9 protein-coding genes and 1 pseudogene are annotated in these 13,046 nt (G+C 62.6%); 2 read left to right on the top strand and 8 right to left on the bottom strand.

Annotation, left to right across the window (positions count from 1 at the left end; translation table 11 throughout):
• Positions 1-13 precede the first annotated feature (13 nt).
• The 4 genes and pseudogenes from PQR67_RS31540 to PQR67_RS31525 form a co-directional block, all read right to left on the bottom strand.
• Positions 14-790: a hypothetical protein gene (locus tag PQR67_RS31540; RefSeq protein WP_408466722.1), complete on the bottom strand. Its 777-nt coding sequence runs from the start codon at positions 788-790 to the stop codon at positions 14-16.
• A gap of 144 nt (positions 791-934) precedes the next feature.
• Positions 935-1,042: pseudogene (locus tag PQR67_RS31535) on the bottom strand (substrate-binding domain-containing protein); the annotation flags it as partial.
• 111 nt (positions 1,043-1,153) lie between these two features.
• Entirely contained in the window at positions 1,154-4,564 is a 3,411-nt protein-coding gene (locus PQR67_RS31530) for an alpha/beta fold hydrolase (protein ID WP_408466721.1), read from the bottom strand.
• A 218-nt stretch (positions 4,565-4,782) separates the two neighbouring features.
• Positions 4,783-5,574 (bottom strand): hypothetical protein, encoded by a 792-nt coding sequence (locus PQR67_RS31525; RefSeq protein ID WP_408466720.1) that lies wholly within the window; start codon positions 5,572-5,574, stop codon positions 4,783-4,785.
• 295 nt (positions 5,575-5,869) lie between these two features.
• Here PQR67_RS31525 and PQR67_RS31520 point away from each other — a divergent pair, with 295 nt between their 5' ends.
• Complete coding sequence (locus PQR67_RS31520) at positions 5,870-7,651, top strand: ATP-binding response regulator (RefSeq protein WP_408466769.1); 1,782 nt, start codon at positions 5,870-5,872, stop codon at positions 7,649-7,651.
• Between the two features lie 69 nt (positions 7,652-7,720).
• Here the strand turns inward: PQR67_RS31520 and PQR67_RS31515 are convergent, their stop codons facing one another.
• The 4 genes from PQR67_RS31515 to PQR67_RS31500 all read right to left on the bottom strand — a co-directional run bounded on the left by PQR67_RS31515 (position 7,721) and on the right by PQR67_RS31500 (position 11,432).
• Positions 7,721-8,467, bottom strand: coding sequence for a response regulator transcription factor (locus PQR67_RS31515; RefSeq protein ID WP_408466719.1), 747 nt, complete (start codon positions 8,465-8,467; stop codon positions 7,721-7,723).
• A gap of 353 nt (positions 8,468-8,820) precedes the next feature.
• Positions 8,821-9,012 (bottom strand): hypothetical protein, encoded by a 192-nt coding sequence (locus tag PQR67_RS31510; protein WP_408466718.1) that lies wholly within the window; start codon positions 9,010-9,012, stop codon positions 8,821-8,823.
• Positions 8,987-9,991: a cytochrome d ubiquinol oxidase subunit II gene (cydB, locus tag PQR67_RS31505; protein ID WP_408466717.1), complete on the bottom strand. Its 1,005-nt coding sequence runs from the start codon at positions 9,989-9,991 to the stop codon at positions 8,987-8,989. Before cydB ends, PQR67_RS31510 begins: the two co-directional genes overlap by 26 nt.
• A gap of 28 nt (positions 9,992-10,019) precedes the next feature.
• Positions 10,020-11,432, bottom strand: coding sequence for a cytochrome ubiquinol oxidase subunit I (locus PQR67_RS31500; RefSeq protein ID WP_408466716.1), 1,413 nt, complete (start codon positions 11,430-11,432; stop codon positions 10,020-10,022).
• 421 nt (positions 11,433-11,853) lie between these two features.
• Here PQR67_RS31500 and PQR67_RS31495 point away from each other — a divergent pair, with 421 nt between their 5' ends.
• Positions 11,854-12,999, top strand: coding sequence for a CaiB/BaiF CoA transferase family protein (locus tag PQR67_RS31495; RefSeq protein ID WP_408466715.1), 1,146 nt, complete (start codon positions 11,854-11,856; stop codon positions 12,997-12,999).
• Positions 13,000-13,046: the final 47 nt, after the last annotated feature.

Raw genomic sequence — 13,046 nt, 5'->3', positions numbered from 1 at the left:
CGCGCCGCGCGATTTAACGCGGCGCGTCTTCGGCGTGCGTCAGCAGTTCGTTGGCATAGCGCCGGTATAGCCATGACAGCGAGGCCGCTGCGAACACGACGAACACGGCATTGAGCAGCGCCTGAAAGATCGCGAGGACGGCTACGCCCTGGGTCTGATGCGTGGCCAGCATCTTCGGGCCAACGACCACGAAAAAAAGAGCGGTGACGATAAAGAGCGGCACATAGGTCACGAAACCCACGCCGATGATGCTCCACACGTGCCCACGGCTGTCCCGCCACGCCGCGCGCAGGGCAACCCGGCTGCCGAGTGCGATGGACGGATAAAGCAGGCTCAGGCGGATAAGCACGAATAGATAAATGAGCAGCAGCGGCACATAAACCAGGAATCCCATCTTCAACGCCCGCATGGCGAAAAATGTGAACCCTATGATCGCCAGCACGACCAGCATGATGGCGAGCCACACCAGCGCATAGCGGGCGAGCGGTTTGCCGTTGAGCGGCACGAGCGGATGCGCGCCTTCGCCTAGCAGCACGAAACGATGGACCTTGATGGTCAGCGTGCCGGATACCGCCAGTTGTAGAACGAACCAGACCAGTGACAGCAGGCCGTGGCCGACACGCGTCATCGCATCCATATTGTCAGTGGCGGCGGGACGTTGTCCTATCAGCAGCGAGGTGCAGGCCAACACGGCGCAAACACCCAGAAACAACCAGGGCATCTGCGTGACGGCTTGCCACGAACTGATCCACCCTTTTTTGACGCAGGCCCCGAAGGTCAACTGTTCCATAGTTTTATGAAGAATTTTTAGTGAAGCCGCCCTGACGTGCGTGGCCCCTCAACCTGGCGGATATCGAAGGAGGGTCCGATTCTAACTTGCAAGCCAAGGCGGATGGAATGACAGGCGTTTGCCGGAACTGCGCCAACCGCTTCGTCAACGTGTTGCGACAGGGTCCAACCCGGTCGAGGTGACCACGGGCTGTGCGGCGGGCGAGGCGAGGTAGTCGAGCAGTGCCTTTGCTTCTTGCGGATGCTCGGCGCCCCCTTATGCATACCATACCTGAACGGCGGCCCGAACAGGGCGCGGAGTGCAACCCCGTGCACGCAGCCGCCAGATTCTCCGATCCTTTGGCGACTGGGCGCTCGCCCCTCGTCAATGCGCGTTCAGATACCGCGCAATCACCGGATAGACATCCACCGCCGCGTTCTTGCCGAAGATACAGTCGACATGCCCGTAGCCGGGAATCAGATGCCGTTCATACGGCTGCTCGGGAAAGTGCCTGACCAGCATGTCGTAGGTGAGCTCGGTACTCACCGGCAGATAGGTTTCGTTTTTTTCGCCGTGGATGAAGCCGATCGGCAATCGCATGCCTTGCAGACCTCGCATGCCGTCCGTCCCTGTCAGGTACACGTCTTTGCCGCCCGCATCGACAACCTTGCCCGCTCGCACCATCGCGGCCAGATGCCTGAACACTTCGATATCATGCACGCCGAACAATTCCTGAAGGTTCGCGTGAAGCGTCTCGTTCAATTGCTGATGTTCGTAGAGCAGGCCGTAGAGGAAGGTCGCCCGGTGACAGATCGGGCTGCCGCAGCCCTGTTGGTGGTTGAGCGGGTAGAGCCGCAACGCTTCGTCGAGCAGATTCTGAGGCCACGACCGGTGTTCCGTAAAGGCGGTCAGGTCGAGCACGCCGAGATGCCCCATGATGTCGGGGATATGCAGGCCGCACTTGATCTTTTCCAGCGTGCCTGGCACCGGATGCGCCGAGACCTGCGAGATGACCGCCGAGCGCACGCCCTCGAGGCCGGCCAGCAGCGACATCGTCAATGCCATGCCGCCCATGCAGTGGCCGAGCACCTGAATGTCCGGCAGGCCGGTCAAGGCCCGCACTTTGGAGACCGCCGCCGGGATGTCCTCGCGAGCGACCTTGTCGACGTTGGTCGGCACCAGCACGCTCGGCATTTCGATGCTGACGCGCAGGTCGACGAGCCACACGTCGTAGCCGGCCGCACAGAGATATTCCACCAGATTGGTCCCGGTCAGATCGGTGGAAAAGATCCGGCTCGACACGCCCGAGCCGTGAATCAGCAGCACGGGGCGCAGGGGTGCGTTGGGCGGCCCGGCGTAGCGCGTGAGTCGCAGGGTAGTCCCGTCGGGCGTGTCGAAGAAGACCATTTGCGGCACGGGTGCGCGCAGCGCGCGCTTCTGGCGCGGCGGCGCTTTTGGATCATAAAACTGCAAAGGCGCGGCCACGCCGCCGTATTCGGTGAACAGCACGCCCGCAAAAAACTTGCCGAACTTCAGGGTCCATTCAAGGCGCGTTTCCAGATCGGGTGCGTTGGTGACTTCAAGCGTGCGCTGCTGCTTGAGGAAATTCTCGGGCGTGATGATCAGCGTCGCTTTGCCGATGACCGGCGCGTCTGCTTGCGCCGGGTCGCGAATTTCGGCGTAGAGCGTGTTGGTCTGTTCCCATAGATTGATTGGCGACGTTCGCGTGATGATCTTCTGTCCGCTCAGGGTGTACGTCTTGCCTTCAGTGGAATTGAGCGTCATGCGGTAATTCATGTTGCGCTCGTCCACATCCGATTCATTGACCACGAACAGGTTGAAGGTGCCGTCGGTGATCGTCATGGGTTGCGCACTGAGCGCGGGACAAGTCAGCGTGCCGGTGGTGTGGGCCAGATGCTGTGGATTGCTCAGCATATCGGCCAGATTGTCCGATTCGACTGTTAACGTGAATTCAATCGGACTGGTGGCGGCTTCGCCCACCCCGGCCGGCGTATAGGTGCCGACCATCGTTTCGGTGAAGTGCAGGCCGATCTGTTGAGGCGCTGGTGCAGTGGCCGTGCCCACGGCCTGGTAGTCGATGTTCCAGCCTCGCGCGGTGGCGAGCAGCGCGCAATTGCGTTCTGCCAGCGCGGAAATCGTCAGCAACGGATTGACGCCGAGCGACATCGGCATGACCGCGCCATCCATCACGTACAGGCCGTCGTGCACCGTATGTCCGGCCGTGCTGCTGAAAACCCGGCCCTGATGGTCGACCACGCCGCGCTCGGCGTCCTCACCCATGCCGCAGCCGCCGAGCGGATGCACGGTGACGGTGCGGTTATCGAGCAGGTCGGTCGAGATCGGGTTGCGCACGTATTTGCCGCCGAGCGGCGTCTGCGCTTTCTTGAGCGTTGCTTCGACGGTCTGGAAGATCGGCTGCTTGCCGGCGTTCGGCCAGTCGATGCGCGGCCTGCCCCTGTCGTCCACGCGGATCTGGCCGCTTTCGTCGTCATGCGCCATCACCAGGTAGGTTTGCGTGTGGTTGAGGGCGCCGTGGTAGGGGCCGCGCAGGAAGCTCTCGATCACGCGCGCGTCGTAGCCGAGCGGTTCCCCGGCGGCGCGCGGCGCAGGAATGTCGACGCCTTCGAGCGGCGCGGCGCCGCCGAGCAGGGCGGTCATCGCGGCGCCGACCGCACCGGCGAGCGAGCCCTCTTCGATCACGAAGCCGTCTTTCACGTCGGGGGTATCGCGGTGGTCGATGATGCCGGTAATGGTCGGGCCGACCGCCGGGATCTCGCCTGGCTTGTGCGCCCCCCAGCCGATGCCGTTGATGACCTTATCGGTGTTGTAGGCGAAGGCGAGGACGTCGCCGTTACCGGTTAAGTGTTGGCCGAGCATGTCCGAAACGGTAAGCCCCGCCTCGCGCGAGCGCAGCAGCAGGGCAGTCGAGCCGATCGTACCGGCCGACACGATGACGATATCGGCGCTGACGAACAGATCGGGCGCGTCATAACTCTCGCGGCCCAGCTTGACCTCCTGAAACCGCACGAGCCACTTTTGCGTGGCTGCGTCGCGACCCACCGAATGCACTGCCGCGCCCGTGAAAATATGGGCGCCGTGCGCGACGGCATCAGGCAGATAGTTCATGTGCGTGGAATTCTTCGCGTCGTAATTGCAGCCTGAGTTGCAATCGCCGCAACCGACGCAGGCCTTCTGCTCTACACCCGCCGCGTTCACCCGGTCCTCGAAGGTCACCGTGACCTCGGGTGGGTAAAAGCGATCTGCCATGCCGAGCGCCTGCGCGGATTGTTTGAGCGCCAGCAGTTTCGGCAACTGCAAAAAATCGCCGGACACCGCCGACGGCTGGAGCATGGCGTGGGCGAGTTCGTAGCCTCTGTCGCGTCCTGCCGCATCGGCGCGCAGCGCCTCGGGCCAGCGTTCGTCGTCCCATAGACGCGGGTCGGCTTTGAGCGCGACGTTCGCGTTGATCAGCGACGTGCCGCCCAGTCCGCAGCCCACCACCGCATTCACTTCTTGATTCACATGGACTTCGAGCAGCGCGAGCGGCGAGCCGATTTGCGCGAGGGCGGTGTTGTACTGAATCTGCGCGGCGCCTTCGATCGGCGTGCGGGGGTAGTCGCCGGCCATGAATTCGCGACCGCGTTCCAGCACGCACACGCTGCGACCGGCGCGCGCCATACGGCTTGCGGCGATCGCACCGCCATACCCCGAACCCACCACCACAACATCGTAATGCGACTGCATTGCTGTCAGGGCGCTCGATAAGCGGTTCATCAGGACCACCTCGTCAGGAAGGGGATGCCGGGTAGGGAACCCGGACTTCGGAAGGAAGACGGTGTGCGGCTGCCGCTTTTTTATCCCAGGCGATGCGCGATGTCAAAAAAAGGCGCATCGTACGGGGCGCGTGCATGGAGCCAGTCCGATTTCTGCAAGGAAGAAGAAAGCCGCCGTCGCCCCACGTCGGCCTGTGAAGGCGCTCTGTGAAGTCGCTATTAGGCGGCTACTTCATTCATTTCGCTGTCGCTCGATTCGGCGGCGAGCAGGTTCAACGCGAGCAGAATCACCGCGCGATTGTCGATGTCGATCTCGATGCCGAGTTCGTCGGTCAGCCAGCGGCCGATCTTGGTATTGGAAAATTCGGCGGCGCCGGCCGTCTTTTTCATGGTGACGCCAAGTTTGACGGCGCGATAGTGATAGGAGGGCACCCGATGCTGAGCCGCGACTGCCGACAGACCGCCTTTGCCTTCCGAGCACCAGCCGAGGCTGCCGGCCAGTACGATGCGCTCCGGTTCGTCGAGGCTGTCGATAAACGCGCGCGCGGCAAGCCGCACGCCTTGTTCATTAAGACCGTATTGCAGCAATACGCTTTCGACCGGGTCTTCCAGCGCCTGCGCGTGCAGATCGATTTCCTGCGCCATGCCTTCGTTTTCCATCGACACATTGCGTTGATGGCCGGCGCTGCGCAGGCAGTCGATCAGGTACCGGCGAAAATACGCGCACAGTGCGTAGCCGTTGGACGGCGCGCTGTCGGCGCAGGCATTGGTGTCCGTATGGCCGGGTGCGAGGCGCAGCACTTTCGCGTAGATGAACTGCGCGACCAGTTCTTCCTTGTCCTCACCGAGCGCCTGCAATTCAAGCGGGTGATAAGTGCGCAGCGCCCGCTTGACCAGATCGACCATCGACACCATTTCGTCGCCGGACAACTGGGTACGCCGGCGCCACAAGTCGGGCAGGATCGCATCGTCGAGATTGCGGACGAACGCGTGGCTCGGAACTGCGCCCATGAAAACCTCCATAAGGGGAAAGACCAGGAGCGCGGGAGCCTTGACTACAGGCGGGGAAGGGGGCTGAAACTGTTAAACCGCGCTTGAAAGTGACGTCAGTATGGTTTCCGGCGCGGGCTTCGCCTATATGGATTAAGTGTTAGCTGATGGGTAAACTATCGGGTAAACCATCCGTATTTCCGCCTGTCCTTGCCCGTTTATCGGGTTGTCTGTTTGCCTTCTGAAAGCCGTGGGTTGCACCGGATCACCGTAGCGGCGCGCTCGAGTACCGCAATACCTGACAGGAGACCGCATGATGCGGGCCGCACCCATCCAGCGTGCAATCGACGAAGACCTGGTGCGCGTGCTATACGCGCAAGATCCCATCGCCTTCTTTTCGCACTGGTTCTCGATCGCGGTGCTGGTGGCGATCTACTGGCCGAATATTCCGTCGCCGCGGCTGTTCATCGCGTGCTTCGGGTTCTACGCGCTGGCCAATTGCGCAGGCCTCGCGTTGTGGATCTGCAATCGTCGCTACCCGCAACTGGTCACGCCGCGCGGCTGGATCAACCTGCATGCGGTGCGCGGCGTGCTGCTGTATAGCGGGCCGGGGCTGGCGGTGTGGTTCGCGTTCCAGAGCCCGCAAACCGACCTGCCGCTGCTGCACACGGTGATGCTCGTCACGCTGGCCGCCGGCGTGTTCATGTCGAACGGCTTCGACCTGCTCAACTTTTCGACCTCGATTCCGTTTCTGCTGCTGCCGTCGATCGTGCTGCATTTCGGCACGCATACGTTCGACCGCACGATTCTCGCGATCGTCCTCGCGTTCTTCTTCTGCGCGATCAACGTCTATGCGCTGAGCTATCGCAAGCTGTTCCACCAGGTCGTGCAGGCGCGCGTCGATCAGCAATACCTGGCCGAGTCGCTGGCGGCGCAAAAGCGTGTCGCCGAAGAGGCGAGTCTTGCCAAAACGCGTTTTTTTGCCGCCGCGAGCCACGATTTGCGCCAGCCGCTGCATGCGATCGGACTGCTGGCGGCTTCGCTCAACGACGCGGCGGCGACGCCCGTGCAGCACGCGAAGACGGCCCAGCACATTGTTCATAACGTCGAAGCGTTGAACCAGTTGTTCAACCAGGTGCTCGATCTCGCCAGGCTCGAAAGCGGTGTGACCCAGGTGATCCGCTTGCATTTCCGGTTGTCGGAATTGTTCGAGCGTGTCGGCAGCCAGTACCGCCCGCAAGCGGCGGCCAAGGGCCTCGCGTTGCGGATCGCGCCGGCCTCGGCGGTCGTGCATGACGATCCGGTGCTGGTCGAGCGTGTGCTGAGCAATCTGCTCTCGAACGCGGTGCGCTATACCGAGGAGGGCGCGATCTGGGTCGGCTACCGCCGCGCCGGGCGAGCTTCGGGCGGCTATATCGAGGTGCGCGATTCCGGCATCGGCATTCCGGCCGCGGAGCATGAGCGAATTTTCGAAGAGTTCTATCAGGTCGCCAACCCCCAGCGCGACGCGCGCCAGGGCCACGGTTTAGGCTTGCCGACGGTGAAGCGTCTGGTCGAGATGCTGGGCGGCGAGTTGCAATTCCGCTCGGCGCCGGGCCGCGGGTCGACGTTCCGCTTTCCCGTGCGGCCGGGCGACGCCAGTGGGATTGTCGCGAGCCTGAACGAGACGGTGGCGGGCGGCCTGTCGGCCCAGGGGCGGCGCGTACTCTGCATCGACGACGAACCGTCGATTCTCGAGGGACTCGCCAGTCTGCTGGGACGCTGGGGCTGCATCGTGCGTGGCGCGCACGACGAGGTCGACGCGCTCGTCGCGCTGGAAGACGGCTTCGTGCCGGATGCCGTGTTATGCGACTACCAGTTGGCCAATCACCGGACCGGCGCGCAAGCGTTGTCGGCCGTGCGCAATGTGCTCGCGCGGGCCGGACACGAAGGCGTGGTGACCTTGCTGATCACGGGCGATATGGCGTCGGCGGAACTGGCGGCGCTGGCCTTGCAGGGAATTCCGGTGCTGCACAAACCGGTCACGCCGGCCCGCTTGCGGCGCACCCTCGAGATGTTGTGGCAACAGGCCGAACTGGATAAAGGACGGGCGGCTTAAAGGGCGCTACAGAGGGCGCTGCAACGGGCGCAACAACCGGCGGCATGAGCGCCGCCCGCGGATCCGTCGTTACAGGGTTTTCCCGGCTTCGAGCCAGCCGTTGATCACGGCGATCGCCGTGGAGCGGTTGTGCACGCCGAGCGCCCGGAAGATCACCGAAAGATGAACCTTGACGGTGCCTTCCGCGACACCCAGCTCGCGCGCGATCATCTTGTTGGTCCAGCCGCGATGCACGAGCCGCATGATGTCTTGCTGTCTGGGCGACAGGTTTTCCAGCAAATGTTGCTGGTGCGGCTGCAGCGCCGGGATCTGGACGATCGGTTCAGTGAGCGCGGCGCCGCCTTGAGACGAGGCATGAGCGGCCAGTTCGGCCGCCGCCTCAGCATGTGCGGGCGCGGCTTGCGTCTCGCGCGAGCCCAGCAGGCTGAGCGCTTCCATCGGCACATAGGCGCCGCCTGACAGAACCAGTTCGATCGCCTTGAGCATGACGCTGGCAGGTTGCCGCTTGGGTACGAAACCCAGCGCGCCGGCGGCCAGCACCGCGCGCATTTCGTCGGGCGATTCTTCAGCGGAGAGCACGACGACCGGCAACGCGGGGTTCGCCTTCAACAGCACTTCGAGCGACGAAGCGCCGCTCATGCCCGGCATATGCAGATCGACAATGGCGAGGTCGTGGTCGGCGTCGGGCCGCGCGGCGGCCGCGAGTGTTTCCCAGCTATCGGCCTCGTCGAATTGCGCGTCGGGGTCGAGGCCGCGCAACAGACCTTTGACGCCTTGCCGGATCAGTTCATGGTCGTCGGCCACAAGAAACTTCATAATGTCTCCGCAAGTCGGACCTGCGCGTTGTGGACTACCACCGCCGTGCTTCTGGCTTCGCTTCCCGTTTTACTTCTATTTTCGTATGGCGTCATGGCCGGCTACCCCGCGATCATATGCCGATCGATGGCGCGGCGAGCTTCGCGGCCCGCCGCATAATTTGACAGTCTAGTTATATGCTCGCCGGCTGGTTCGATGCACCAGCATATTGTGTAAGGCAGGTCTCCCGCGCATAGGTTCCGGCTTGGTAGGAAGACGAGCCGCATGACACAATTTTGAAGCAGTCTACGCAGGAATCCGCAGGTTATGCGCACCAGATGAAATCACACGAATGCGGGATTCGAATACATGAGTCATTTCACGGCGAATAACGTGGCATTCATCAGAAGCTTGAATGCGAAACCGAGCGACATGGCCGAGCCCACGCCGAAACACCACAGCGCGACGAACCACAGCCAGCCCGGCAGCCGGCGCGTGGGCAGGCGAGACCCGTTGCGGGCGGCGTTGACGCCCGCGTCCTTAGTGATAGTGATGTTGGTCGCCATGACGCACCTTGCCTCGAAATACCCAATATCCCATCGTCGTATAAGCGATGATGACCGGCAGAATCACCGCTGCGCCAACTAGCGTGAACATCTGGCTCGAGCGCGGCGCGGCGGCCTCCCAGAGGGTCATGCTCGAAGGAATCGCATACGGCCACAAGCTCACCAGCAGCCCGGCATAACCGAGCAGCACCAGCAGAAGCGCCAGCACGAACGGCGTGTTGTGATGCCGCGCGCGTACCGCGCGACGCATGAAGAACGCGCAGACCGCGACAAGGAACGGCACCGGCAGCAGACGGTAGAACAGGTTGTCGTGGAACCAGCGTTGCGCGATATTCGGATCTTGCAGCGGTGTCCACAGACTGACCATTGCGATGAACCCGAGCAGCACGAGCGTCAGCGGCCATACCACGCGATGCAGGCGGCGTTGCAGATCACCTTCGGTTTTCGCAACCAGCCAGCAGCAGCCGAGCAGCGCGTAGGTGATCACCAGACCGAGTCCGGTCAACAGACTGAACGGCGTGAGCCAGCCGAAGGCGTCGCCCGCATAGCCGCCGTCGATCACCGGGATGCCTTGCAGGAACGCGCCCAGTACGATGCCCTGAAAGAACGTGGCGCCCGCCGATCCGCCGATGAACGCCAGGTCCCACAAATGTTTCGTGCGTTTGGCCTTGGCGCGAATCTCGAACGACACGCCGCGGAAAATCAGGCACACGAGCATGAAAATCAGCGGCAGATACAGCGCGGACAGCACGGTCGAATAGACCACCGGAAACACCGCGAACAACGCGGCGCCACCCAGCACCAGCCAGGTTTCGTTGCCGTCCCACACGGGCGCAACGGTATTCATCATCAGGTCGCGTTCTTTCTCATCGGGAAAGAACGGGAAGACGATGCCGATACCCAGATCGAAGCCGTCGAGCACCACATACATGAAAAGGCCCAGTGCGATGATCGCGGCCCACGCTACGGTTACGTCCATTTTCTTTCTCTTTCTTTGGCGGATCAGGTCAGGCGGCGTCGATCATCTGATCGGCGGCGGACAGCGGGCGGCGCGCGGTCTGATTCGGCGTGGGTTCCGGCACGCCGTGCGGGGTGTGTCCCGGCAGCGCGGGACCCGCGCGCATCAGCTTGAGCATGTAGTAGATGCCGGTGCCGAACACAAGGAAGTAGACGACCACGAACGCCATCAGCGAGATGCCGACCTGCTGCGTGGTGAGCGGCGACACCGCTTGCGAGGTGCGCATCACGCCGTACACCACCCACGGCTGACGGCCCGCTTCCGTGGTGACCCAACCCGCCAGCAAGGTGATGAAGCCGGTCGGACCCATTGCTACCGCGACGCGCTGAAACCACTTCGCTTCGAACAGCCGGTCGCGGCGGCGCAGCGCCCAGGCGGCGAGGGACATCAGGATCATCAGCACGCCGAGCCCGGCCATGATGCGAAAGCTCCAGAACACCACCGTCGAGTTCGGCCGGTCTTCCGGTGGGAATTCCTTCAGGCCGCGAATCTCGCCGTCCCAGCTATGCGTGAGGATCAGGCTGCCGAGGTGCGGAATCGACACGGCATAACGCGTGGTCTCCGCTTTCATATCGGGAATGCCGAACAGATTCAGCGGCGTGCCGCCTTTCTCGGTTTCCCACAGACCCTCGATCGCGGCGATTTTGGCGGGCTGATATTTGCGCGTGTTCAGACCATGCTGATCGCCGACGACTGCCTGGATCGGCGTGAGGATCAGGAGCAGCCAGAGCGCCATCGAGAACATCTTCTTGACCGCCGGATCACGCCGGCCACGCAGCAGATGCCATGCGCCCACCGCCGCCACCACCAGCCCCGCGACGATGAATGCCGCCAGCGCCATATGCGCGAGCCGGTACGGGAACGACGGATTGAAAATGATCTTGAACCAGTCGAGCGGCACGACGTGGCCGTTCACCACTTCAAAGCCTTGCGGCGTTTGCATCCAGCTATTGGACGCGAGAATCCAGAAGGTCGAGATCAACGTGCCGATCGCTACCATCAACGTGGCGCCGAAGTGGGCGCGCGGACTCACACGCTGCCAGCCGAACAGCATGATGCCGAGGAAGCCCGCTTCGAGGAAGAACGCGGTCATTACCTCGTACATCAGCAGCGGCCCGGTGATGGGCCCGGCGAAACTGGAGAAGCCTGACCAGTTGGTGCCGAACTGATAGCTCATCACGACGCCGGACACAACACCCATACCGAAGGCGACTGCGAAGATCTTCGACCAGAACAGGCAAAGATCTTTGTAGTACGCCTTACCGGTTTTCAGCCAGCGCCATTCGAGCACGGCGATGAAGCTGGCGAGGCCGATGCTGAGCGCCGGAAAAACAATGTGAAACGAAACGGTGAACGCAAATTGAATGCGGGCGAGATCGAATGCCGAAATTGCGGAGTTCATGAGCGTGAAATGGCTTAGGTGCGTCGTGCCCGGAGGCGGACTACGCGCGTCGACCGTTGTCGGTGCGCACTGCGCTGGGCAGATGGCGCAAGAGTAGGGGAACGCGTTGTTTTTTGCTGCGACGCGACGTGCGTCAAAAAACCACCTTGTTTCGCGCGAATTTTCGATTTTGAGACGGCAAATCGTTGATAGGTATCAAGTTTTCCCAATCGCGCACTTGCCTGCATTGCGCGTAGTGGACGCGAAACTGCGGCAATAGACCGCGCTGCAACAATGGGCCCTGGCCCTTTTGCCGCCGATTGCACGAACCTGGTGTTTCCCCGTAACCCGCTTGACTTCAATATTTCCTGAGCGTAAAGTTTTATTCATGTGCAGGAATTAACGGTCGCGGTGTGCCCTCGACCAATCAGGGAGACAGGCCTTGCTCAATCTCACGCCCGGTTCGCTCGCGGGACTCCGCATCATCGATTTGTCACGCGTGCTGGGTGGTCCCTACTGCACGCAAATCCTCGCTGACCACGGTGCCGAGGTCGTCAAGGTCGAGCCGCCTGACGGCGACGAAACCCGCACCTGGGGGCCGCCGTTCGACGGCGACACGGCCTCGTATTTCGTCGGCGTGAATCGCAACAAGCTCGGCGTCGCGCTCGATCTGAGGCAGGAGTCCGAGCGTCAGAAACTGCTGGCACTGCTCGAGACGGCCGACGTGCTCGTCGAAAACTTCAAGATCGGCACGCTGGAACGCTGGGGCCTCGGCTATGACACGTTGCAGGCGCGCTTTCCGCGGCTCGTGCATTGCCGTGTTTCCGGTTTCGGCGCGGATGGCCCGCTCGGCGCGTTGCCCGGTTACGACGCGGCGGTCCAGGCGCTCACCGGTTTGATGAGCGTGAACGGGGAGGCGGGCGGTGCGCCGTTGCGCATCGGCGTGCCGATCGTCGATCTGGTCACCGGGCTGAACGCCGCGCTCGGCATCCTGATGGCGCTGCGCGAACGCGACACGAGCGGGCGTGGTCAGTTCGTCGAATCGACGTTGTTCGACAGCGCGCTGTCGATCTTGCATCCGCATACGCCGAACTGGTTTTACTCGGGCAAAGAGCCGCAACGCAGCGGCAACGCGCATCCCAACATCACGCCGTACGACATGTTCCATACGGGCAGCGTCGATATTTTTCTGGCAGTGGGCAATAACTCGCAATTCGCGGGACTGTGCGCCGTGATCGATGCGCAGGTGCTCGTCGAGGATCCGCGTTTTGCCAGCAACAAGGAGCGCAGCGCGCATCGCCGCGAGTTGCGCGCCGAACTCGAGAAACGCTTTGCGTCATGGGAAGGCGAGTTGCTCGCCGACACGTTGATCCGGCGTGGCGTGCCGTGTGCGCCGGTGCTTGGGCTCGGTGCGGCGCTGGAGCATCCGCATACGGCGCATCGCGGCATGCGGGTGGAAATGGGCACCTACAGGGGCATTGCGTCGCCGATCAAGCTGAGCCGCACGCCGGCCAGTTACCGTAGCACGCCTCCGGCGCTCAATGAGCACGCCGAGCAGGTCTTTGGCAAGCCGCCCGCGGACGGCTGATGTTTTCGCGTCGCCGCGCTCAGTCTTGATCAGTCCGCTTGATCAGC

Origin of the sequence: Paraburkholderia fungorum, assembly GCF_046026025.1 — a bacterium.
GTDB classification, from domain to species: Bacteria; Pseudomonadota; Gammaproteobacteria; order Burkholderiales; family Burkholderiaceae; genus Paraburkholderia; species Paraburkholderia fungorum_E.
This window is presented reverse-complemented; position numbering and strand designations above follow the sequence as displayed.